Source organism: Providencia sp. PROV272, assembly GCF_049901975.1.
GTDB lineage: Bacteria > Pseudomonadota > Gammaproteobacteria > Enterobacterales > Enterobacteriaceae > Providencia > Providencia stuartii.
On sequence record NZ_CP096291.1, the window covers coordinates 2074456 to 2097047 of the forward strand.

The 22592-nt window shown below is 40.7% G+C and carries 24 protein-coding genes; 17 read left to right on the forward strand and 7 right to left on the reverse strand.

Annotated features, from left to right (window positions below; genetic code table 11):
* Positions 1-92: 92 nt before the first annotated feature.
* From ftnA to M1E93_RS09405, 4 genes are all read left to right on the forward strand, one after another.
* A complete protein-coding gene (ftnA, locus tag M1E93_RS09390; RefSeq protein WP_004920416.1) occupies positions 93-596 on the forward strand; it encodes a non-heme ferritin in 504 nt (167 codons plus the stop codon).
* A 190-nt stretch (positions 597-786) separates the two neighbouring features.
* Positions 787-1173: a copper homeostasis periplasmic binding protein CopC gene (gene copC / locus M1E93_RS09395; RefSeq protein WP_004920415.1), complete on the forward strand. Its 387-nt coding sequence runs from the start codon at positions 787-789 to the stop codon at positions 1171-1173.
* 2 nt (positions 1174-1175) lie between these two features.
* Positions 1176-2072, forward strand: a complete 897-nt coding sequence (gene copD, locus M1E93_RS09400) for a copper homeostasis membrane protein CopD (protein WP_104873516.1) — start codon at positions 1176-1178, stop codon at positions 2070-2072.
* Between the two features lie 41 nt (positions 2073-2113).
* The gene (locus M1E93_RS09405) at positions 2114-2461 is read left to right on the forward strand and encodes a DUF2511 domain-containing protein (protein ID WP_004920411.1); all 348 of its coding nucleotides are present in this window, start codon (positions 2114-2116) and stop codon (positions 2459-2461) included.
* 372 nt (positions 2462-2833) lie between these two features.
* Here M1E93_RS09405 and M1E93_RS09410 read toward each other — a convergent pair whose 3' ends face one another.
* The 3 genes from M1E93_RS09410 to yebS all read right to left on the reverse strand — a co-directional run bounded on the left by M1E93_RS09410 (position 2834) and on the right by yebS (position 6755).
* The gene (locus M1E93_RS09410) at positions 2834-3067 is read right to left on the reverse strand and encodes a DUF1480 family protein (RefSeq protein ID WP_004920410.1); all 234 of its coding nucleotides are present in this window, start codon (positions 3065-3067) and stop codon (positions 2834-2836) included.
* Positions 3068-3214: 147 nt separating this feature from the next.
* Complete coding sequence (locus M1E93_RS09415; protein WP_052038369.1) at positions 3215-5554, reverse strand: MlaD family protein; 2340 nt, start codon at positions 5552-5554, stop codon at positions 3215-3217.
* Positions 5529-6755: a membrane integrity lipid transport subunit YebS gene (gene yebS / locus M1E93_RS09420; RefSeq protein WP_014656085.1), complete on the reverse strand. Its 1227-nt coding sequence runs from the start codon at positions 6753-6755 to the stop codon at positions 5529-5531. Before yebS ends, M1E93_RS09415 begins: the two co-directional genes overlap by 26 nt.
* 136 nt (positions 6756-6891) lie before the next feature.
* On the opposite strand from yebS, the gene M1E93_RS09425 reads away from it, so the two are divergent.
* The 6 genes from M1E93_RS09425 (at position 6892) to M1E93_RS09450 (ending at position 11981) form a co-directional block, all read left to right on the forward strand.
* A complete protein-coding gene (locus M1E93_RS09425; RefSeq protein ID WP_004920404.1) occupies positions 6892-7374 on the forward strand; it encodes a GAF domain-containing protein in 483 nt (160 codons plus the stop codon).
* Positions 7375-7485: 111 nt separating this feature from the next.
* Positions 7486-8178, forward strand: a complete 693-nt coding sequence (proQ, locus tag M1E93_RS09430) for an RNA chaperone ProQ (RefSeq protein WP_004920399.1) — start codon at positions 7486-7488, stop codon at positions 8176-8178.
* 19 nt (positions 8179-8197) lie between these two features.
* On the forward strand, positions 8198-10240 hold the full coding sequence (gene prc / locus M1E93_RS09435) for a carboxy terminal-processing peptidase (RefSeq protein WP_104873515.1): 2043 nt from the start codon (positions 8198-8200) through the stop codon (positions 10238-10240).
* Between the two features lie 177 nt (positions 10241-10417).
* Positions 10418-11299, forward strand: coding sequence for a protease HtpX (htpX, locus tag M1E93_RS09440; protein ID WP_004920393.1), 882 nt, complete (start codon positions 10418-10420; stop codon positions 11297-11299).
* A gap of 229 nt (positions 11300-11528) precedes the next feature.
* A complete protein-coding gene (locus tag M1E93_RS09445; protein WP_004920390.1) occupies positions 11529-11810 on the forward strand; it encodes a hypothetical protein in 282 nt (93 codons plus the stop codon).
* Between the two features lie 48 nt (positions 11811-11858).
* A complete protein-coding gene (locus M1E93_RS09450; RefSeq protein ID WP_004920387.1) occupies positions 11859-11981 on the forward strand; it encodes a hypothetical protein in 123 nt (40 codons plus the stop codon).
* A 6-nt stretch (positions 11982-11987) separates the two neighbouring features.
* On the opposite strand, the gene M1E93_RS09455 is transcribed toward M1E93_RS09450, so the two are convergent.
* Positions 11988-12209, reverse strand: coding sequence for a DUF2594 family protein (locus M1E93_RS09455; RefSeq protein ID WP_014656083.1), 222 nt, complete (start codon positions 12207-12209; stop codon positions 11988-11990).
* A gap of 143 nt (positions 12210-12352) precedes the next feature.
* Between M1E93_RS09455 and M1E93_RS09460 the strand changes: the two genes are divergently transcribed.
* Positions 12353-13210, forward strand: a complete 858-nt coding sequence (locus M1E93_RS09460; protein WP_040133205.1) for an NAD(P)H-hydrate dehydratase — start codon at positions 12353-12355, stop codon at positions 13208-13210.
* A 100-nt stretch (positions 13211-13310) separates the two neighbouring features.
* On the opposite strand, the gene M1E93_RS09465 is transcribed toward M1E93_RS09460, so the two are convergent.
* A complete protein-coding gene (locus M1E93_RS09465; protein WP_223854892.1) occupies positions 13311-13532 on the reverse strand; it encodes a hypothetical protein in 222 nt (73 codons plus the stop codon).
* Here M1E93_RS09465 and M1E93_RS09470 point away from each other — a divergent pair.
* The 3 genes from M1E93_RS09470 to M1E93_RS09480 all read left to right on the forward strand — a co-directional run bounded on the left by M1E93_RS09470 (position 13444) and on the right by M1E93_RS09480 (position 15429).
* Entirely contained in the window at positions 13444-14607 is a 1164-nt protein-coding gene (locus M1E93_RS09470; RefSeq protein WP_230494553.1) for a sugar transporter, read from the forward strand. The two genes, M1E93_RS09465 and M1E93_RS09470, sit on opposite strands and share 89 nt — an antisense overlap.
* 144 nt (positions 14608-14751) lie before the next feature.
* Entirely contained in the window at positions 14752-15084 is a 333-nt protein-coding gene (locus M1E93_RS09475) for an SMR family transporter (protein WP_004920375.1), read from the forward strand.
* A 36-nt stretch (positions 15085-15120) separates the two neighbouring features.
* Positions 15121-15429 (forward strand): DUF333 domain-containing protein, encoded by a 309-nt coding sequence (locus M1E93_RS09480; protein WP_014656080.1) that lies wholly within the window; start codon positions 15121-15123, stop codon positions 15427-15429.
* A gap of 367 nt (positions 15430-15796) precedes the next feature.
* On the opposite strand, the gene dsbB is transcribed toward M1E93_RS09480, so the two are convergent.
* Both dsbB and nhaB read right to left on the reverse strand, forming a co-directional pair.
* Entirely contained in the window at positions 15797-16324 is a 528-nt protein-coding gene (gene dsbB, locus M1E93_RS09485) for a disulfide bond formation protein DsbB (RefSeq protein ID WP_104873514.1), read from the reverse strand.
* A 239-nt stretch (positions 16325-16563) separates the two neighbouring features.
* Positions 16564-18111 (reverse strand): sodium/proton antiporter NhaB, encoded by a 1548-nt coding sequence (gene nhaB, locus M1E93_RS09490; protein ID WP_004920360.1) that lies wholly within the window; start codon positions 18109-18111, stop codon positions 16564-16566.
* A 221-nt stretch (positions 18112-18332) separates the two neighbouring features.
* Between nhaB and fadR the strand changes: the two genes are divergently transcribed.
* The 3 genes from fadR to alr all read left to right on the forward strand — a co-directional run bounded on the left by fadR (position 18333) and on the right by alr (position 22589).
* A complete protein-coding gene (gene fadR, locus M1E93_RS09495) occupies positions 18333-19049 on the forward strand; it encodes a fatty acid metabolism transcriptional regulator FadR (RefSeq protein ID WP_004920358.1) in 717 nt (238 codons plus the stop codon).
* 1120 nt (positions 19050-20169) lie between these two features.
* A complete protein-coding gene (locus tag M1E93_RS09500; protein WP_004920353.1) occupies positions 20170-21471 on the forward strand; it encodes a D-amino acid dehydrogenase in 1302 nt (433 codons plus the stop codon).
* Positions 21472-21518: 47 nt separating this feature from the next.
* Positions 21519-22589 (forward strand): alanine racemase, encoded by a 1071-nt coding sequence (alr, locus tag M1E93_RS09505; protein WP_061064009.1) that lies wholly within the window; start codon positions 21519-21521, stop codon positions 22587-22589.
* Positions 22590-22592: the final 3 nt, after the last annotated feature.

Consider the following 22592-nt stretch of genomic DNA (forward strand, 5'->3'; position numbering starts at 1 on the left):
TATTTTTTTGTTTTATTATTGTTTTAGGGTTTTAATTATTTTTAGAATGTGCATAATAAAAGCATTAATCTTGATAACTAAGGAAAGAAAATATGTTAACGAATGACATGATCAATAAATTAAATGAGCAGTTAAACCTCGAGTTTTATTCTGCGAATTTATATTTACAGATGAGCGCATGGTGTAGCGATAAAGGTTTTGAAGGTGCTGCGGCATTTTTAAAAGCACATTCTCAAGAAGAAATGGAGCATATGCAGCGTTTATTTGACTATCTTAGCGATACTGGTGCACTGCCAAAATTAGGTCAAATCGCCGCGCCTCCTGTTGATTTCAAATCAATCGGTGATGTATTTACGCTGACTTATCAGCACGAGCAACAAATTACTGCGGAAATTAATAAACTGGCTCATTTAGCCATCACTACCCAAGATTATTCCACATTTAACTTCTTACAGTGGTATGTTGCTGAACAACATGAAGAAGAGAAATTGTTCAAATCAATCTTAGACAAATTGGATATGGTCGGTGAAAGTGGCAAAGCGCTATTCCTATTGGATAAAGATTTAAAAAATATGTCTACATCCGCCCACGTTTAATATAAAACATCAATAGGTTCATGATTTGTAGTGATTAATTTCAATGCTCATGAGCCTTTTTCTTTTCATTTTGTGTTGATAATCACATCTTCAACAGCCAAATTCATTTTTTGGCAGCGAAAGCTTGTTTCTTTCGTATAATGATTGCTAAATAATCCAAATTCACCTGCAAATTAAGGGGTTACTAATTATGGCAATCTATCAAATCAAATCATCTTGGCGTAAATTGAGTGCTGTTGCAGTCCTATTTTTAGGTATGTCATTTCAACAGGCATTCGCTCATGCGCACTTAAAAGATCAACTACCAGCAGAAGGTGCGGCGGTTGAAAAGGCTCCTGAATCAATCACCCTTAATTTCTCTGAAGGTATTGAGATTAATTTTGCAAAAGTGAAAGTGACGGGGCCTAATGACAGCGTCGTGAAAACAGGCAAGCCTGCGTTAGATTCAAACAATGACACCAAGGTTATCATTCCAATTGAAAGCAAATTAGAAGCAGGAAAGTATGATGTAAATTGGAGTGTGGTATCCGTTGATGGTCATAAAACGAAAGGCGAATATAGCTTTACTGTGAAATAATCATGTCTTTAGAGGCATTTTATACAGTTATACGCTTTTCCCATTTTATTGCTGCGATGTTGATGTGTGGAATGTCAATATTCGCAGCGATATTAAGTGTGGGTGCTTTTAGTCAAATCCTTCGTCGCTATCTTAATCGAACGATTATCTTTAGTGCAGTAGTCACCGTGGTTACAGCCTTTGGCTGGATGGCTGCCCAAGCTGGGCTGATGGGGGATGGCTGGGAAGAAGCACTAGACTTTGATATTTGGTCAAGTGTATTTGGCACAACGTTTGGGCTGGTTTGGCGTTGGGAATTGGTGTTTGCTGTCATCACATTAGGTGTGATTTTTATCCGTTCACAAAATATCCGGCTTTATCTGTTATTACTACTTTCTATTGTGCTCCTCGGTTTACATGCCTTGATTGGCCATGCCGCGATGTATGGTGGTGTCATTGGGGCGTTAAACCGTTTAAATCAATTTCTTCATCTTATAAGTTCAGCCTATTGGTTTGGCGGATTATGGCCGTTTTTGATTTGCATTCAGTTCTTGCGAGATAAAAAAGAATTAGCGCCAGGCTTAGATAAGCAAATTTTTGCTAGTTTGATCCGTTTTTCTCGTGTAGGGCACGTTGCTGTCATTATTGTTGTGGTGACAGGCATAATCAGCTCGATGACATTACTGCCAAATTGGCCGTTTAATTATACCGGTTCAGAATACCAATCGTGGCTTTGGTTAAAAATCAGCTTAGTTGCACTAATGGTCATTTTAGCCTTAGTGAACCGCTATATACTGGTCCCGAATATTAAAAGAAAAGGGCGGTTACAGTATTTGATTATTAATAGTTGGATTGAGCTACTGTTAGGTACTACGGCAATTTTAGCCGTTGCTATTTTTGCGACCTATCAACCTGTATAATCACCTGATAGTGAACTTGATGTTTTAACAAGGTAAGTTGTATGAAACTGAAATTAGCGCTGTGTTCTGTATTACTGGCAAGTACTAGCTTTACGGTGGCTGCGGCACCCATTGAGACAGTAAGTAAAAAGCAGTTTGGTGATGATTGGCCATTTACCCGAGAAGAAGTGATGCTGGAATGTAGAAGTAATGGTGCACTGATTGTTATCAACCCTGCCACACTCATGCAGTACCCACTCAATGATGTGGCACAGGCTCAAATGGAGAAAAAAGAGATCAAAGCACAGCCGATCGATATTTTATTAAAGCCAATTGAGACGGAAAAAAGTGCGGAAGAGCGCGTAGAACCACTCAAATTAGCGGCGAAGAAGCTGTGTAACAACTCGTAACCTTATCTTTATTAAAGAAGAACAATGCCATAGGTTATAGGCGATTATGCTTATAACTTGTGGCATTTTTTATTATCAACAAAAAGTTGAAAGGTTGTACTTATCATCGATATAGGGTGTACCTATCAATCAAATAGCTCGATATTGGAATATTAAGAAATAAATTGTGTTAATAATATGTAAAATAATTGATAATTAGTATGGTAAGAGTGCGTTTAGCAAGCTAGTATTAAATTGTACTTTGTTACGTCTCAATGGCAATTTTTAGCGCACGGCTCTGCCAGAGCCATTTCCCAAGGCCCGGTAATCGGAATCTACCAGGCCTCTTTTTTTGCCTGTTGTTTGTAGCCCACCTAATAGTGATTTCATCAATTAAGCCACTCTCATCACCCAATGATGATTATCTTTGTCATAACGATGACGGTATAACAGAACGGGTTTCTCATTGATGAGTGCAGGAATACTGGTATTTTCATCCCAACCATCTAATTGCATACAAAACTCAGTATCAGAGTCACAAGGTATACTGAGGGTATCACTTTTATGATCTGACATGATGGCGTCATTGATTTCATAGGAAGATATTTTCAAATTAACTATGCGCATAATGTTACCTCTCGATTAATGTGTAGCTGTGGCGTTACGACTCAACAAAATTAAGCATAGTACAAATGGAATCGATTTCCAAAATGTTTTTTAAGGGCGAGTTAAAAGAAAGGTGCAATATTGTTAAAATATGCACCTTTCTAGTGATTACTGTTTAGGGATAGATGTTCCCCATTCTAACCAGTCTTTAGGAGGTTCTAATTTTAGAATGAAATGCTGATCTGGCTTCGCTTTCGGCGCGAGAGGCACCGTTGGTGGGGTCGCCAAGGAGATACCTCCCCGAACAAACTGCTTGAAGGTGCCACTCTTGATCATGCCGCCTGTGAGGCCAAAGGAGAGGTTATAACCTGAAGAGATCCAAAATTGGGTATTGTCGCGGATCAGGTATTGGAACTCTTTACCAATTCGAGTCGCAACATATACGCGGTCGGAAAGCTCTCCCAAATATAAACCAGTAACTGTACCAATTTCCATTCCCCTAAAGAGAAGAGGGGTTCCAACCTGAATAGAGCCAACTTCGGTGGCATCTAATATAATTGTTAAGCCATCTAAGTAACGCGAGTCTGTAATATTGGCCGTTTGTAGTTCAAATTGGTAACGATTTCTATTTCCTCGTCCTGGCTCGGCACTGATATAAGGTTGGATCAAGGTATCGAGGTTATTGACGCCAGAAGGAGAAAGCTCTGGTGTGACAATAGCAAAGCGACTGCCACTCTTCGTGAAAGCTTGCACATACTCTGGATAAAGGATCGCGCGTGCATTCACTTCGCGGTTATTTGGCGATAATTTCAATGAATCGATTTGTCCAATATCGATACCTAAATAGCGAATCGGCATCCCTTCTGACAATTTAGACGCATCAAAAGTGGTTAAAGTCACGACACTCCCAATGGCTTTTGCCGCAGTTTCGTTTGGATAGAGGGTATGTTGCCTTGCACTATCAAGTTTGGCCGTTGGAATATTATCAAAACTAATGGCACCTCTAATTGCTCGTGTAAGAGGAGCGGCCTGAACGGTTAATCCACTGCTATTGAGTTTGACTTTAGCGCCGCCTTCTGCCCAAAAGACGCTTTTATCTGTTAGTAGATGACGGTATTGACTAGAAATATGAATATTAACCGCGAAACCGTCTTTGGTTGGGTTAATTGAGACTATTTCACCGACAGTAAATTGGCGGTAAAGTACTACTGAACCTGCCTGAATATCAGGAAGGGTGTTAGTGTTTAATGTAATTGTGGTGGTGGGTGATGAACCTGTTATACCCGCCTTAGCATTATCATCACTTCGATATAATGGGAACGTTTCAGGCAATGGCTCTTTACCTTTTCCAACCAATAAATGAACTCCACCATCTAACCACTCTTGCGGCGTTGCACCTTGAAACTGGATCCCCGTTAAGCCAAGTTGGACATCAACGCGGCTATTGGCAACAAACTTGGTATCGTTACGGATAAGATGGCGGTACTCATCCAAAATCGCGACTTGGAAGGTAACTTTATCATCAAGTAAGTTACGCTGTAACACTTCACCTATTTTTATTCCACGATAAACGATAGGTTGTCCGGCATCGACGCCATAGGTGTCAGGAGACCATAATGAAACCACTAAACTATTTTTATTTTGCTGTTCATCCTGTCCAATATCATGCCTGTTTGGATGCAAAACAAATTGTTGCCCTTCCTGTGCTGGGGCACTATTAGTCGGTGAATCAAATGCAACAGCACCATTGATTACAGCAGAAAGGCTTTCCATTTTGACATTCACACCAGATTTTAAATCAAAACCGCCTTGGAAGCCTGAAACATTCCAAAATTGACTGTTTTCTCTCACTAATCGGGTATACCGTTTTTCTATTATGGCGGCGATAGAAACCCCTTGGTCATTAGGCAAAATCGTGTAGTCAGAAATATAACCAACGGGCACTTTGCGATAATAAATCGGTGAGTTTTCATGCAATGAGCCTAAGTCTTTAGCCGTGAGATAGATGAGTAATTGCCCCTCTTCGGTTTGTAGTTGTGGCGGGGAGTCTTGAGCGATAAAGTTGTGTTGCTCTTCACCAGCCCCAGGTTGCATACCGATGTAGTTACCGCCAACAAGTGCATCTAAGCCAGAAACACCGGCTAATGAGGCTTTAGGTGTGACGAGCCAAAATTTGGTGCCAGAGGTGAGTGCGGGCTTCATATCTTTATTGATACTGGCCTTAACAATAATTTTCTTCATATCTTGGCTAACGGTGACAGATTGCACCAATCCAACTTCGACACCTTGGTAGCGGATCGGTGTTCTACCTGAAACTACACCGGGAGCAGAGGAAAATTCAATTGTCACCTCAGTACCTTGTTCCAACCAATGTTGGAAAAGTAACCAACCTGCGATAAACACAGCGACAAGAGGCAATAGCCAAAAGGGTGATATACGTGCTCGTTTACGTAAAATCGCCTCTTGTTCTTGCTCTACAGGTTCATTTTGTTGATTTTGATTTTCCATAAGAATCCCAAATTAAACGACTATCAAGCCACTCGACAGCGAGTATGGTTAAAATTACAGCGATACCGAAAAACAATGCGGCAGGGCCCATAGTAAAAGACATTAGCTGATCACGGTTAATCAGCGTCATCATGAGTGCGATAACAAATAAATCCAGCATTGACCAACGGCCAATCCATGTCACAAATTTTAATAACTTCATCCTCAATACCGGATCCGTCTGACTGCAACGTTGAATGGAGCATAACAGTAAAATCATGATCAGGATCTTAATAAAAGGCACTAAAATACTGGCGATAAAAACAATGATAGCAATGGGCCAATTACCTGATTCAATTAATGAAACGACACCAGAGTAAATGGTGTCTTCCATGCGTTGCCCGTTAAGATAGACAACGGAAATTGGCATTAAGTTAGCAGGAAAAAGCAAGATCATCGCTGCAATCAGTGCGGCCCATGTTTTTTGTAGGCTATATGGCTCGCGGTAGTGTAAGGGGCGATGGCAGCGTTGGCAGACTCCTCGTGAATTTGCAGGCCCGGTATAGTGGCAAGCTTGGCATGTTAAAGCATGAGGGTCATTAGCTTGCTCTTTTTTAGGGTAGAAGAGCTGCCAAAGTTGTTCGACATTTAGGTGGATTAATATTAACAGACTAATTACTGTCATGGTAATAAAAGCGATTAAACCATTTCCCAAAAATACGCTGGCGTAATCTTGCATTTTGATTGCAGCAATCCCCAATCCAATAAGATAGACATCCAACATAACCCATTCTTTTAAACGACTTAGTATCAGTAAGACGGGGCGTAGATTTAGACGAACACGCCTTCCTATATAGAGATAAACGATAGAAATCGGCAAAAGCAGAGGTGCGCCGATGGCACAGAAGGCGATAATGCTCGCAGTGAATGGGTCACCTTGAGAATTGATGAGCCTAATACCTTCGATCACGTTGGCATAGATTTGTGTCCCCAATAAATGGATTGAAATCAATGGTTGCCAAAATGCGATAGGTGCCAACATTAATAATGTAATAGAAAGAATAAATAAGCGGTTTAGTGACCAAGAACGGCCATCGTCAAGCTGACTGTGGCAACGCGGGCATATCACAACCTGTTGAGTATCATGTGAAGGAATAGATAATTTAAGATTGCAATAGCAGCAGTGTTGCGAAATTATGTCACTATGATTAATGTGATTCATTGTTTTACTCATGGAGTTGTTAGCCGCGCGTGTAATCTAGTGTAAAAAAATTTACGGCTTAGTGACAACTTGCTAACCTACAGGGTGCACAAATTGTTTACTCTATTGCATCATTTAATTATTACAAGAAAATTTTATGGATAAAAACAAGTATTATCACGAACTTTCAGATAGTTTGTCTGCACTATTGGCAGGAGAATATGATTTAATTGCAAGTTTGGCGAATACAAGCGCGTTGTTGTATGAGCGCCTAGAAGGTATTAACTGGGTGGGTTTTTACTTAAGAAGTGGACAAGAGTTAGTGCTTGGTCCTTTTCAAGGAAAGATAGCCTGTGTCAGAATACCGTTTGGCAAAGGTGTCTGCGGTACGGCATATAGCCAAAATAAAATTCAGCGTGTTGATGATGTGCATGCTTTCTCTGGTCATATAGCCTGTGATTCGGCAAGTAATGCCGAAATCGTGCTTCCATTGGAAGTTAATGGTCAGGTTTTAGGCGTGCTGGATATTGATAGTCCAAATTTCAATCACTTTGATCAAAATGATGAAATTGGTTTAAAACATCTTGTAAGCCAGTTGTGTCAACATCTGGCAATGTGTTCGATGCCAAATTATCATTAAATATTGGTATGTTAACTTAATAGGAACGTGGCAATTGTCTGCAACGCTATTATAATGTCGGCTTGTTCATGCCCGTGCTGGTTGGCAAAATCGTTGTTATCAGGAAATTTCATGGAAAATCAACCTAAGTTGAATAGTAGTAAAGAAGTTATCGCGTTTTTGGCTGAGCGTTTTCCACGCTGTTTTATCGCTGAAGGCGAAGCACGTCCGTTAAAAGTCGGAATTTTTCAAGATATCGTAGGGCGTTTGACCGAAGAAGATGGTATTAGCAAAACGCAATTGCGTTCGGCATTGCGTATGTATACCTCTAGCTGGCGTTATCTCTACGGTGTTAAAGAAGGCGCTAAGCGCGTTGACTTAGATGGTAATGATTGTGGTGAATTAGAGGCGGAGCATATTACGCATGCTCGTCAACAATTGACTGAGGCAAAAGCTCGAGTTCAAGCGCAACGTGCAGAGCAAAAAGCGCAGAAACGACCAGCAGCCAAAAAATCAGGTGATAAAAACACCCGCAATCCGGCAGCAGCAAAAGACAAAGCGCCGCGCCATCGCCAGTCAGAAAATAAAGAACGCCCACAAAACTCTTCGACTAAACCTCAGCGCCGTAGTGGTGCAGCATCTCCAGAGCAAAAATTGAAATCAGTGACTGATATTAACGCACTTCAGGTCGGCCAGACTCTGAAAGTGAAAGTTGGTACAAGTCTGATGGATGCGTCTGTACTGGAAATTGCTAAAGATGGTGTCAGAGTTCAGTTGCCAACAGGAATGGCAATGATTGTGCGTGCGGAACATTTAAAGTTCTGATACGGAGGTCAATCAGGGCATGAACAAACTTTTAAAGATTGCATTAGTCGTTAGTGTTGCCACTTTTAGTAGTGCAATTGCGAATCCTCAAGCAGTGACACAGTTCACTGCTGCTCAGTTACCTGTATTAAAACAGGATACTCAGCATGGCACAGTAAGTGAAAGGGTAACATCTAGGTTTACCCGCTCTCATTATCGCCAATTTGATTTGGATAAAGCGTTTTCCGGTAAAATTTTTGATCGTTATCTGAATATGTTGGATTACGGTCATAACGTTTTGCTTCAGTCAGATGTTGATGAGTATGCAAAAGATAAAGCTAAAGTCGGTGAATGGCTGGAAAATGGAAAACTAGATACGTTCTATGACCTGTACAACCTTTCTCAGAAAAGACGCTTTGAACGCTTCCAATATGCATTAGCTCGTCTTGAGCAACCAATGAATTTTGATGCGAATGACTTTATTGAAGTCGATCGTAGTAAAATGCCTTGGCCAAAGGATAAGCAAGAATTAGATAAGCTTTGGGATCAAAAGGTCAGGTATGATTGGCTGAACCTGAAGCTATCAGGCAAAGATGATAAAGAGATTAAGGAAAAACTCACTAAGCGTTATAACTTTGCTTTAAGACGTTTGACGCAAGGGCAAAGTGAAGATGTTTTCCAATTAATCATGAATGCTTTTGCTCGTGAAATCGACCCTCATACCAGCTACCTTTCTCCGCGCAATACTGAACAGTTTAATTCTGAAATGAGTTTGTCGTTAGAAGGGATTGGTGCAGTCTTGCAGCAAGACGATGAAAATACAGTGATTAATTCATTGGTTGCGGGTGGGCCGGCAGCAAAAAGTAAAGAATTAAAAGTAGGCGATAAAATTATCGGTGTAGGTCAAACTGGTAAGCCGATGGTTGATGTGGTTGGTTGGCGACTCGATGATGTGGTCGCACTGATCAAAGGGCCTAAAGGAAGTAAGGTCCGTTTGGAAGTGGTATCTGACACAAAAGGGGCTAAGCCCCATGTGGTCACTATCGTTCGTGAACAAATTCGTTTAGAAGATCGTGCCGTTAAACTGAACATTAAAAAAGTCGGGAATGAAAAAGTCGCCGTACTAGATATTCCGGGTTTCTATGTTGGTTTAACCAATGACGTTAAAACGCAACTACAGAAAATCGCGAAAGATAACGTTTCTGCCCTAGTTATTGACCTGCGAGGTAATGGCGGTGGTGCATTGACAGAGGCCGTTTCATTATCCGGTTTGTTTATTCCTAAAGGGCCAATTGTGCAAGTCCGTGACAATAATGGGCAAGTGCGTCAGGATGCAGATGATGACGATGTCATTTACTACAAAGGGCCATTAGTTGTTCTTGTTGACCGCTTTAGTGCTTCCGCCTCTGAAATTTTTGCGGCGGCAATGCAAGATTATGGTCGGGCGCTGATTGTCGGCGAACCAACTTTTGGTAAAGGGACTGTTCAACAACATAGAAGTTTGAGTCGTGTTTATGACCAAATGCTGAAGCCTGATTGGCCTGCATTAGGCTCAGTGCAATACACCATTCAAAAATTCTACCGTGTTAATGGTGGCAGTACTCAGCGTAAAGGGGTAACACCGGATATTGTTATGCCTACAGGGCAAGATCCTGCTGAAACGGGGGAAAGCTTTGAAGATAACGCATTGCCATGGGATAGTATTCCGCCTGCCAATTATAGCAAGGTCGGGGATGTGACTTCCGATTTATCAGACTTAAAAACTAAACACTTAGCACGTATTAGCCAAGATACAGAGTTTAAGTATATCGATGAGGACATTGCACATTATAAAGCGAATAAAGAGAGTAAAAATCTTATTTCGTTAAATTATGCACAACGTCTGAAGGAAGATAATGAAATTGAAGCAACGAAACTAAAACGTATCAATGAGCGTAATGCAAAAGAAGGTAAGCCTCTATTGAAGTCAATTGATGATTTACCTAAGGATTACGAAGGGCCTGACCCGTATTTGGACGAAACAGTTAAAATTGCTATTGATCTTGCTAATCCTGATACCCATTTATTGCCAAATAAAAAATAATTTGGTTAAACAGTAAATTAAATTAGGGCCAGCAATCGCTGGCCTTTTTCATAGCCTGTGTAAAGTTATGTTAATTTTTGGTTTTTTCGTGTTAAAACACTTGAAAAAGTATGAAAAAACCTTATTTATACCCTAAATTCTTCGTGATATTTATTTTTACCAAGGAATCAAAAAAAGATGATGCGAATTGCCTTATTCTTACTCACAAACTTAGCCGTTATGTTTGTGTTTGGGATAATTTTAAGCTTAACAGGTGTTAAAGGGAGCAGTGTTCAAGGCCTGATGATTATGGCTGGCCTATTTGGTTTTGGTGGCGCGTTTATTTCGCTGTTAATGTCAAAATGGATGGCACTTAAATCGGTTGGTGGGGAAGTGATTGAATCGCCCCGCAATGAAACTGAGCAATGGTTAATCAATACGGTAAGCCGCCAAGCTCAGCAAGTGGGTATTCAAATGCCACAGGTTGCGATTTATCATGCGCCGGATATTAACGCATTTGCTACAGGAGCACGTCGTGACGCATCATTAGTAGCGGTTAGCACGGGTTTACTAGAAAATATGAGCCGTGATGAAGCAGAAGCGGTTATTGCCCATGAGATCAGTCATATCGCAAATGGCGATATGGTGACAATGACGCTATTACAGGGTGTTGTGAACACGTTTGTGATCTTTATTTCCCGTATCATCGCTCAATTCGTTTCTGGCTTTATGTCGAGCAATGATGAAGAAAGCGAAAGCAGTAACGGTAACCCAATGGTTTACTTTGCCGTTTCAATGGTATTAGAAATTGTATTCGGTATCTTAGCGAGCATTATTACCATGTGGTTCTCTCGTTATCGTGAATTCCATGCAGATGCTGGTTCAGCGAAGTTGGTCGGTAAAGAAAAAATGATTGCTGCGTTGCAACGTTTGAAAACCAGTTATGAACCACAAGAAGAAGGCCGTTTAATGGCGTTTTGTATCAATGGTCGTGGCAAAGCATTTAGTGAACTTTTCTTGTCACACCCGCCATTAGATAAACGTATTGAAGCGCTACGTTCTGGCGAATATTTGAAATAGTTAAGTTGGCTAATTAGCCATAAAAATTGATGAAAACCCATGGTAGTGAAAAATCTATCATGGGTTTTTTATTATGGGCAAAAATTAATTTAATGCAGATCAAATTAGTGTATTCTTTAAGTGGAATTTCGTAGATTTTCTTTGGGGTCAGGTAGATGAAGGGTCTATGATGAACGAAGAAATGATGAAAATGAGCCTTAACAGAATTAGATAATATTAAGGATATAAAATGGACATACTTGTAAAAACGTTGGTTTTTGGCAATGAGTTTATGACGGTAGAAAATCCAGCGCGCTTAGTTCCCTTTAAATTTGAAATTTACCAATCTCCAACGGGTTTTTATCACCGCATGTATAAAGAAGTAGGAATGTCCGGTGCTAATTTAGGTCAGGCTTTTACTGTATGGGCTTTTGAAGAACAAAAAGCGCACCGTGACCCATCTGGCGAAATAACGTTGGAAAAATATATCCAACATTGCCAAGATATTTATAACGGAAAAGTCAAAGATTAATCTAGAATAAAAAAAGCCCCCTTCATAGAGATTTGAAGGGGGAGCTAAATGAATAAAGAATGGTTTAATTCGAGAGCAAAGATAAATTATTTCGATAAAGGATATTTAGTTATTTGTGCAGTTTTAAGTGTAATTGAACAACAAAGCCCCTTAAATAGCACTTATCGTTAAAATAATCTATTGGCGAAAACCTGCTTTGATCTGTTCAAGCGTATTACGATAAGTCTCAGCTTGTTTTTCATCTTCCATCGATGCAATTTCACGCTCCATTTTAATCAGAATTTTACCTGCATCAGCTTGACCAATTGCTTTGAGCATATGTGCAAGCAGGTTTTTTATACAGGTCACTTCTGCTGCTAATTCATTCACATCAGGTTGAGTTGGAAAATGTGCTTTCATTAATAAAGTATCCTTTAAAAATTCGTGAGTTTGCTAATATTATATCATAGAAAGGTTATAGATTGCGCCATAACATGATGAATTAAGATGAAGAATTCAGATAGGAATTAAAAGGTCGCAATGTAATATCAAAAGGATTAGTGATGTTAACTTCAATAGAAAAACAGTGGCTAGCAGAGCAATTCCCTTTATTTGTTAAGCCTCGACCAGAGCAGAGTCACAAAGGCACGTTTGGAACGCTAAATATTATTGGTGGTAGTGCAGGAATGACCGGCTCTTGCGTACTTGCTGGCGTTGCCGCGCTCAAAAGTGGCTGTGGCAAAGTGATTATTGGGTTTAATCAATCGCCACTCACATTGCAACTTATAGAGCATGCCCCCGAATTAATGTTGCGCCAAGCCAATGAAGTGATAAATGGTGAAACACCAACAGCATGGGTTATTGGTTGTGGTTTAGGTGTATCTTCAGATGCGCAATTATTGATAGATAGAGCATTATCATTTGTTGAACAGCAGCAAAGCGTGTTAATTGATGCTGATGGCCTGAATCTACTTGCTCAGATGCCCCTATCTCAAACCTTATCATCACAAACAGTACTCACGCCGCACCCTAAAGAAGCCGCAAGGTTGTTACAAACAACAGTCACGGCGATACAAGCGGATAGGTTGAGTGCCGCGCAACATCTCAGCCAGCGGTTTGGTTGCTGGGCAGTGTTAAAAGGTCACCATACAATAATTTCTGCCCCCAATGGCCAAACTTGGCGCAATGAAACGGGTAATAGTGGGTTAGCTACAGCGGGGAGTGGGGATGTGTTATCAGGGATTATCGGCAGTTTATTGGCGCAATCATTACCCATTGAAGAAGCGGTGAGAGCCGGCGTTTGGTTGCATGGTAAAGCGGCAGACTTACTAATAGAAAAAGGTATAGGCCCTATTGGGTTAACGGCTCATGAAATCATTGATGAGGCGCGAGCTATCAGAAATAGAGCAACTTTTTATTGATGTTCTCGCATTGACTCACTTTAAATACCTGAGAAAAATGTGATACCATTCACATAAATTAGATTGCTTTTCAATCCTTGAATCGAAGCAATATCAAACCTCAGCTTAAATCCAATAACGTGGCTTCTATACCGATCAGCTTTTGATTGGGGGATGGGTTTTTGCTGATATCAACAAAGGCGCAAGCAAAGACAATGACACAGGTTTCTAGAAAAACAGCTTGGATCCGAGTTGTGGCACTAGCGGTCGCCGCATTTGTTTTCAATACCACCGAATTCGTTCCCGTTGCATTACTGAGTGATATTGCGGCGAGTTTTAACATGACAGTAGCCCATACCGGGTTGATGATCACCATTTATGCGTGGGTAGTGGCCATTATGTCATTGCCGCTGATGCTACTTACGAGCAAAATTGAACGGCGTAAGTTATTAGCATTACTATTTATTGTCTTTGTTTTAAGTCATATCCTTTCTGGTTTTGCATGGAATTTTGAAGTTTTGATTGTGGCGAGAGTAGGGGTTGCATTGTCGCATGCGATATTTTGGTCGATCACCGCCTCGTTAGCTATCCGCGTTGCACCTGCGGGTAAAAAGGCTCAAGCGTTAGGTTTATTAGCGACAGGTACTGCGTTAGCAACGGTGTTAGGTTTACCAATAGGGCGTGTTATTGGTCAGTTATTAGGGTGGCGTGTCACTTTCTTATGTATTGGTGCTATCGCATTATTAACCATGATTGCATTGATTCGCTTTTTACCTAAATTGCCGAGTGAGCATTCAGGTTCATTAAAAAGCTTGCCAGTACTTTTTAAACGCCAAGCGTTAGTCGGATTGTTTGTTCTGACGGTCGTGGTCGTCACAGCGCATTTTGCCGCCTACAGCTATATCGAACCTTTTGTTCGCGATATCGCGCTACAGAGCCAAAATTTTGCAACCCTATTATTGCTGATTTTTGGTGTGGCGGGGATTGCGGGAAGTATGATCTTTAGCCGTTATAGTGGTAAATATACACTATCATTTCTACCTGTGGCGATTGCTGTTTTGACGATATGTTTATTATTGTTAATGCCAATCAGTGGTCATGTAAGCTGGCTGGTTATCTTAAGCATATTCTGGGGGATCGCCATCATGTGCGTGGGCTTGGGTATGCAGGTGAAGGTGATTGATCTTGCACCGGATGCCACTGACCTTGCAATGGCAATCTATTCGGGGATCTTCAATATTGGTATCGGTGGTGGTGCTTTGCTCGGTAACCAAGTGATTGTGCATATGGGGATGGCAAGTATCGGTTATGTGGGGGCGATATTTGGCTTGATCTCATTAATTTGGTGTACTTTTATATTTAGACGCTATAGCGCGTCATTTCGCGAACAAGTTAAAACAGCGCCAATGGCACACTAAATAAACTACTTAACATGTTTAATCCCCTGTAATAGTAATGATTCTATTGCAGGGTATTTTTTTATATTTGGTCATTACAGCAATTGATAACTATGCTAAATTTCTTATCATTTTGATAAAGTTAGATAATAAAAAGGTGACTTGATGAAGGGGTTAGGTTTTTTATTGATGTCTATAGTCGCAGAAGTGATTGCTACAACGACATTAAAGGCATCAGATGGTTTTAGTCGTTTTTGGCCATCGTTGATTGTCGTCATTGGGTATGCGGTCTCTTTTTGGGGATTATCCCAAGTGGTTAAATTGATCCCTTTAGGGATAGCTTATGCAATTTGGTCCGGTTTAGGCATTGTACTCGTTTCGGTCGCTGCAATATTTATTTATCAACAGAAACTCGATTTACCTGCAATTATTGGTATGCTATTAATCATAGTCGGTGTTTTGGTCATCAATCTGTTTTCTAAAAGCAGTGTTCACTGATTCAGGGAACAGAAACAGTTATGGATGGGGATTAGGATGAATCGAAAAAAAAGCAGTCTGCTTAAGTTTACTTTTTGGAATAGCCTATTCGTTGGTAGTCTGTTTGTTTTAGCAGGTTGTGGGAGTTCAGAAACCATAAATACGGCACATCATGTCGATCGCTCAGCTTCCCAATATGCGCAACAGGTGGTTAATTTAGGGCCTCAAGCGCAAGAAGCGTGTGTTTCTGCGGGTGGATTACCTTCATTAAACCTAGAATTGAATGGCGCCCAAACCGCCGTTTGTCAATTTGCTAATGGTAAACGTTGTGCTGCTGATGTCATACTTACAGGCAGTTGTATTTAGTTAAATTCCCTCAGATAAAAAGTCCATCACGCATCATGTTGGGCTTTTTTATATCAATTTTGCAGTTAACCCATTTGTTGAGTTTATTTCCACATTTCGCTCCCTTGTTTTTCATTTAAATGATAAAGCGCACGCAATTATCTAAATAATGCGGGTAATTTCGGCTGTTATTTATTTAAAAATCGTTGGCAGTAGGTCGGCTATTTTTAGCTAGGGGGATGAATGCAGCGCATGAGTGGATAAAACAGAATGAGTTTTTATTTTTTTAATCTAGATGCCATGATAAGAAGTGGCTCCCAATGGCATTCATCGGGAGCCATCGCATTACCGCCTGCCAATGCGCTTTATAGGACGCGAGTTGTACTATTTACGCTATGCTTTTTTTGTGTGATGGAAAAAATTGGCTGATAGCGACAATGATAGCCACTAAAAGATAAGCTGCATAAATACCAATTAGCCATTGTGGCATATCTAACCCTAAGAAATCCCATTGCCTAACCGTACAGTCACCCGTTGCTTCAAAGACAGCAGGCGCCCATTTATCTAATGGTAACCACTCGGGGAAATTGACGAAGAAATCACATGATGCAAATGGTGAAGGGTTGAGTTGCAGCATGGTATGCTCCCAAGCAAGATCTAAACCGCGCCATGCAGCGTAGCCCCAAATAATGATGGCAACCCAACGTAAAGCGATTTTGCGTGGCGCTATTGCGCCAATTAACCCTGCAATCATAATGCCAAACAGTGCAACACGTTCATAGATGCACATGACACAAGGCTGCAATTTCATAATGTGCTGAAAATAGAGCGCTGCACATTCAAGCATAAACGCAATAAAGGCCATTAACAGCCAAGCGCCTCGTCCTTGTGAGCAGTAGTTAAAGAATCTGAACATACTTTACTTCCCTAAATTAATGGTACGCACATTTTGCCCCTATTGGTAAGACAAAAAAAGGTGCCAGAGAATAATTATGCGATTTTAAATAAGCCTTTACCTAACATTACAAACTAAACCATTTTATTTGTAATTTCAAATAAGGAGTAATGCCGAATTAGGGGGATAGAGTAAACAAAAGCTACTCCATCTGACGATGTGAGTAGCTTTGAATATAGGTGAGTTGGTGGTGATTAAACTTAAGGTAGGCTAATCCAACCTAAGCTTTCTAACCAGTGTGTGACAGGTATTAACCAAAACTCAACACCGATTAACCCAACCACAGTCATGACGACGGTATAAGGTAAAGCCATCCATACCATGCGGCCATAGGAGAGGCGAATTAATGGCGATAATGCAGACGTCAGCAGGAATAGGAAAGCCGCTTGCCCATTTGGCGTGGCAACCGACGGAAGGTTGGTTCCCGTATTGATGGCAACGGCGAGTAACTCGTACTGATGGTGTGAAATTAGCCCTTCACTTGATGCCTTTAATGCCTCGGTAATATAGACAGTACCGACGAAGACGTTATCTGAAACAGCGGAAAGAAGACCGTTGAATAGATAGAACAAGGAGAGCTGTGATGATTCAGACGATTGCAATACAAATTGAATAAATGGTGTAAATAGCTGCTGATCGATGATCACCGCTACGACGGAGAAAAAGACGGTCAGTAGTGCGGTAAAGGGCAATGCTTCCTCAAACGCTTTACCTAAGGCATGCTCTTCTGTAATGCCACAGAAGGCGGTGGTTAATACGATGACGGATAAACCGATAAGCCCGACCTCTGCGAGGTGGAAGGCAAGGGCGACGATTAACCAAATACCAATCAAGCCTTGCACAATAAGTTGTGCTTTCTCTTTTTGGGTACGTTTAGTGCTATTTTTTTGGTCATGATCAGTCAGGACTTGGCGAACGGTTGCAGGTAATTCCGCCCCATATCCAAATAATTTAAATTTTTCGACCAAAAAACACACAATTAAACCGCACGCAAAAACAGGTAATGTAATGGGGGCCATACGTATAAAGAAAGTCACGAAATCCCAATCGACATGCTTAGCAATAATCAGGTTTTGGGGTTCACCAACCATCGTCATGACTCCCCCTAATGCTGTACCGATACCGGCATGCATCATGAGGCTGCGCAAGAAAGCTCTAAATTGCTCAAGTGTTTGTTTCTTCTCAGCCGTATCGATATAACTGTCATTTTGTAGATCAGTATTGCTGTGTTGGCTAGAAGCGTATTGATGATAGATAGAATAGAAACCGATGGAGACGCTAATCACAACGGCGATAACAGTGAGCGCATCTAAAAAAGCAGATAAGAAGGCACTTGCTAAGCAGAAAGCTAATGACAACGTACGTTTAGAACGAACATTCAGTAACAGTTTGGTGAAGACGAACAACAACAGTTGTTTCATAAAATAGATACCGGCGACCATAAAGATCAGCAGCAGTATGACTTCCAAATTGTTACTGATCTCATGAGAGATCTGTTTTGGGGTTGTCATGCCAATGATGACGGCTTCAATGGCTAAAAGCCCACCGGGTTGCAGCGGATAGCATTTGAGTGCCATGGCGAGGGTAAAGATAAATTCTACTACAAGTAACCACCCGGCGATGAACGGGCTGACAAAATAAAATACCAGTGGATTGATAATTAGAAATATTATTATTGCGAGCTTATACCAATCTGGAGAATTCCCTAGAAAATTTTTTAAAAAAGCTCTTTTTACACTAAAATCCATTATGAATTGTTTTCCTCTTACTTGATGTATTGTACAGTAAATTCACATACTACTCTTATCTTTTACATAAATTAAGTCTGATCAGTAATAGATAATATATTCATTATATGGGAGTTTATGATTGGTTTTGTTGTTTATGTGGGGTCTAACTATCTCAATTTACGACAATCTGGTATGATTTCTATAATAATCCGTCTGAAAATGTTTGGAATAATAAAAATATGGTCATAAAAGCTCAAAGTCCTGCAGGGTTTGCGGAAGAGTATATTATTGAGAGCATCTGGAACAATCGCTTTCCACCAGGGTCGATTTTACCTGCTGAACGGGAACTCTCGGAGTTAATTGGTGTAACACGTACGACGCTTCGTGAAGTATTACAGCGTTTAGCGCGTGATGGTTGGTTGACGATACAACATGGCAAACCAACCAAAGTGAACAATTATTGGGAGACTTCAGGCCTGAATATTCTTGAAACCTTAGCAAGGTTAGATCATGACCGTGTGCCACAACTGATTGATAATTTGCTAGCGGTGAGAACCAATATCGCTGCTATTTTTATCCGTACTGCTTTTCGTCAAAACCCTGAAAAATCATTGGAAGTTTTGTCTGAGCGTGAGAAGGTCGAAGATAACGCAGATGCGTTTAGTGCCTTAGATTACAATATATTCCGCGGGTTGGCTTTCGCGTCGGGTAACCCTATTTATGGCTTGATTATTAATGGCTTAAAAGGGCTTTATACCCGTGTTGGTCGTTACTATTTCTCTAACCCGGAAGCACGACGCCTTGCGCTCAATTTCTATCAACAATTGTCAAACTTATGCCGCGAACAAGCGTACGATCGTATTATGGAATCCGTTAGAAATTACGGTAAAGAAAGTGGTACGATTTGGCATAGTATGCAAGGGAATATGCCTAACGACCTCGCAAATGCGCGCTAACCATTCCGCGCATCCTAATTTTAACTCACGTTACTGTATGATGTCTGAAGCCAGTTTGGTGCTATTAACCAACTGGCCTTTTGGCTGTCAGAAAACCAGAAATTGCAAGTGACTTGGTCAGCTACTGAATATTGCCTGACGCTTTTTTGGGTGCACATGATATGGGGTATTCAATATTGAGAGCAATATTTTCTGCTTGAGTGATCATTTCGGGTGATTGTGGCTTTATATCAGGATAATAACATTGAAATAGTACTTTGCTATGGATTGTTTCGACAGCTTCACATTCAGTATGGCAAGTGAGCAGAGGGCGAATGCTAAAACAAATTTTCCCCTCGTGCTCCACTTTAAAATGTTTAAATGATATGCAATCTGAATCTGCTACACTGCGATTGGTCATTAAACAGGACATTACGATTAAAATAAGAAATGGTCGTTTTTTTATCATGCTCCCTCCGTCAGATTTTATTAATTGACTGCTGACTTTAGCAGCTAATTTCACGTGGTAACATTTTGATTTATAGTAATAATTAACGTTTATTAACGTTCGTTTCTATATTGTTTTATACATTGTGGATTCAATAAGATAGAGAAAGAGGCGTTTTCAGCAGACTGAGACCCAGAAGGCTTATACTTTGTAAATCTGATTCATCCAATACGAGAAAAGAGCAAAAACCATTTTTGCGATAAAAATGGGTAATTGTTTTTGTGCTTGAAATCACTAAATTATCTACAATTCTGAAATAAAAAAATCAACAAGATTATAATTCATTTTAAGGTAAATTTGTGAATTTATTTTCTATGTTATTGCATGGAAATAACATATATTAAAAAATAGGTCATCAAAATAATATACCAACAAGATAGTATAAAACTCTAAATTAACGTATAAAAAAATAATTCAATCGAAATTAATTTTCTATTAATTGACTGTTTTTATTCTGTTTTTAACTATTCAATTAGAAATGGGCACTAGCATTTAAATCTGAGGTGTAAAGTAACTGTAACTGTTTTTGAATTAATTGTCTGAATTGTTAAAAGTGTTAATTAACCATATTGGAAAATGAATACTAGAATATTATTCTAATGAAAATATTCGTGCTAAGCAGCAGGGGGAGTGATGAAAGTTTTGGTCTTAGGTGCGGGGGTCATCGGTGTTACTACAGCTTGGTATTTAGCACAAGAAGGGCATGAAGTGACCGTATTAGATAGGCAAATGGATGTTGCTGAAGAGACGAGTGCGGGTAATGCTGGACAAATTTCCCCGGGCTATGCGACTCCATGGGGTGCCCCAGGGATCCCATTAAAAGCGGTTAAATGGATGTTCGAAAAGCACGCTCCATTAGCCATCAGGCCTGACGGCACATTATTCCAATTACGTTGGATGTGGCAAATGCTTAAAAATTGCGATATTCAACATTATGCGATGAATAAGAGCCGTATGGTGCGGATAGCGGAGTATAGCCGTGATTGTATTCGCCAATTACGTGCAGATACAGGGATTAGTTATGAAGGCCGTCAAGGTGGAACATTGCAACTGTTTAGGACCGAAAAGCAGTTTGATAATGCCGCCAATGATATCGCTGTCTTACAGAAAGAAGGCGTACCATACGAGCTGTTGACCGCCAATGAGTTAGCGAAAGCGGAGCCTGCACTTGAATATGTGAAGGATAAATTGACGGGGGGCTTACGTTTACCCAATGACGAAACGGGTGATTGCCAACAGTTTACTAAGAAACTGGCGAAAATGGCCCAAGATGCGGGGGTTAAATTCCAGTTTGGTCGTCATGTTGAACAGATCCTGACGGATGGCAATAAAGTGAGTGGTATTCGTTGTGATGGTGAAATATTACAAGCGGATCGCTATGTAGTTGCGATGGGCTCATATTCCACATCATTACTGCATAATTTAGTGAAAATACCCGTTTATCCATTAAAAGGGTATTCATTAACAATGCCAATTATTAATGCTGAGCGCGCACCGACATCAACAGTTTTGGATGAAACTTATAAGATCGCAGTAACGCGCTTTGATGACCGCATTCGTGTTGGGGGCATGGCAGAAGTGGTTGGCTTTAATTTGGATGTGCTGAAAAAACGCTGCGAAACATTGAAGATGGTAGTACAAGATCTCTATCAAGGTGGCGGTGATATTTCTCAAGCGACGTTTTGGACGGGGCTTAGGCCTATGACGCCAGATGGAACGCCGATAGTCGGCCCAACGGCTTATAGCAATTTATATTTAAATACGGGACATGGAACGCTAGGTTGGACGATGGCATGTGGTTCAGGTAAGTTATTAGCTGATCTGATTTCAGGGAATAAGCCTGACATTGCATCCGACGATTTATCGGTATTTAGATATATTGATGGCTTTAATACAAAATTAACCCATAGTGGTGATTTATCGCCTGCGCGTTGAGCAATTGGCTGAAAAATATTCGGATAGTATAAAAAGAAGGAAGAGATATGCCTCGCCCAATCAGTGCGGTAATTCATCTGCAAAATTTTACTCATAATTTGTCCGTAGTTCGTCAGCACGTTGGGCATGCAAAAATATGGTCTGTCATGAAGGCAGACGCTTATGGTCACAGTATTAAACATGTGTGGAAAGCACTGGCGGCATCGGATGGCTTCGCGATTTTAGATCTAAATGAAGCCATTTTATTGCGTGAACAAGGTTGGAAGGGGCCTATTTTGTTATTGGAGGGCTTTTTCCAGCCTGATGATTTAAAAGTCATAGATCAATACCAATTGACTACGGCGGTGCACAGTTATTGGCAATTGGATGCGATTGAAAATAGGCACTTTCAAAATCCCATCTCCGTGTATGTCAAACTAAATAGCGGAATGAATCGCTTAGGTTTTGAGCCGTCGGAATATGCTCAAGTGGTGCATAGATTGTCTGCAATGGAAAATGTAGAGACGGTCACCTTAATGACACATTTTGCGAATTCGGATTTATCGACAGGCACAGATAAACCTCATGCGATAATTAAACAGTTTATCGATGGTCAGTTTCCTGTCTGTATTGCCAATTCAGGGGCGACGTTATGGCACCCAAAGACCCATTATGATTGGGTTCGCTCTGGTGTGATCTTATATGGCGCATCGCCAAGTGGTCGTTGGCAAGACATTGCGGATAAAGATTTACGTGCGACAATGACATTGCAATCACAAATTATTGCAACACATGAGATTGCAGCTGGGGAATCTATTGGTTATGGCAGTAAATTTACAGCACCTTACCCAATGAAGATAGCCACGGTCGCCTGTGGTTATGCGGATGGCTATCCACGTCATGCGCCAACAGGCACCCCCATTTGGTTAAATGGAACGCGTTGTCCTCTATTAGGAACTGTTTCAATGGATATGCTAACAATAGATGTTAGCGAATGCCCAACTGCTAAGATTGGTGATCGCGTTGAGCTATGGGGTAAAAACTTACCGATAGACGACGTTGCTCAGGCGGCAGGCACTATTGGTTATGAACTGATGTGCGCGTTGGCGAAAAGAGTACCAGTCGTATATGAAAATTAGAAT

Coding starts and splice junctions, on each gene's coding strand:
- dsbB (WP_104873514.1), bottom strand. CDS start 16,324: ATGTTCAGATTCTTTAACTACTGCTCACAAGGACGAGGCGCTTGGCTG.
- ftnA (WP_004920416.1), top strand. CDS start 93: ATGTTAACGAATGACATGATCAATAAATTAAATGAGCAGTTAAACCTC.
- M1E93_RS09480 (WP_014656080.1), top strand. CDS start 15,121: ATGAATCGAAAAAAAAGCAGTCTGCTTAAGTTTACTTTTTGGAATAGC.
- yebS (WP_014656085.1), bottom strand. CDS start 6,755: ATGAATCACATTAATCATAGTGACATAATTTCGCAACACTGCTGCTAT.
- htpX (WP_004920393.1), top strand. CDS start 10,418: ATGATGCGAATTGCCTTATTCTTACTCACAAACTTAGCCGTTATGTTT.
- alr (WP_061064009.1), top strand. CDS start 21,519: ATGCCTCGCCCAATCAGTGCGGTAATTCATCTGCAAAATTTTACTCAT.
- M1E93_RS09415 (WP_052038369.1), bottom strand. CDS start 5,554: ATGGAAAATCAAAATCAACAAAATGAACCTGTAGAGCAAGAACAAGAG.
- nhaB (WP_004920360.1), bottom strand. CDS start 18,111: ATGGATTTTAGTGTAAAAAGAGCTTTTTTAAAAAATTTTCTAGGGAAT.
- M1E93_RS09425 (WP_004920404.1), top strand. CDS start 6,892: ATGGATAAAAACAAGTATTATCACGAACTTTCAGATAGTTTGTCTGCA.
- M1E93_RS09465 (WP_223854892.1), bottom strand. CDS start 13,532: ATGTTAAAACTCGCCGCAATATCACTCAGTAATGCAACGGGAACGAAT.
- M1E93_RS09445 (WP_004920390.1), top strand. CDS start 11,529: ATGGACATACTTGTAAAAACGTTGGTTTTTGGCAATGAGTTTATGACG.
- M1E93_RS09455 (WP_014656083.1), bottom strand. CDS start 12,209: ATGAAAGCACATTTTCCAACTCAACCTGATGTGAATGAATTAGCAGCA.
- M1E93_RS09405 (WP_004920411.1), top strand. CDS start 2,114: ATGAAACTGAAATTAGCGCTGTGTTCTGTATTACTGGCAAGTACTAGC.
- fadR (WP_004920358.1), top strand. CDS start 18,333: ATGGTCATAAAAGCTCAAAGTCCTGCAGGGTTTGCGGAAGAGTATATT.
- M1E93_RS09460 (WP_040133205.1), top strand. CDS start 12,353: ATGTTAACTTCAATAGAAAAACAGTGGCTAGCAGAGCAATTCCCTTTA.
- M1E93_RS09410 (WP_004920410.1), bottom strand. CDS start 3,067: ATGCGCATAGTTAATTTGAAAATATCTTCCTATGAAATCAATGACGCC.
- M1E93_RS09475 (WP_004920375.1), top strand. CDS start 14,752: ATGAAGGGGTTAGGTTTTTTATTGATGTCTATAGTCGCAGAAGTGATT.
- copC (WP_004920415.1), top strand. CDS start 787: ATGGCAATCTATCAAATCAAATCATCTTGGCGTAAATTGAGTGCTGTT.
- M1E93_RS09500 (WP_004920353.1), top strand. CDS start 20,170: ATGAAAGTTTTGGTCTTAGGTGCGGGGGTCATCGGTGTTACTACAGCT.
- M1E93_RS09450 (WP_004920387.1), top strand. CDS start 11,859: ATGAATAAAGAATGGTTTAATTCGAGAGCAAAGATAAATTATTTCGAT.
- prc (WP_104873515.1), top strand. CDS start 8,198: ATGAACAAACTTTTAAAGATTGCATTAGTCGTTAGTGTTGCCACTTTT.
- proQ (WP_004920399.1), top strand. CDS start 7,486: ATGGAAAATCAACCTAAGTTGAATAGTAGTAAAGAAGTTATCGCGTTT.
- copD (WP_104873516.1), top strand. CDS start 1,176: ATGTCTTTAGAGGCATTTTATACAGTTATACGCTTTTCCCATTTTATT.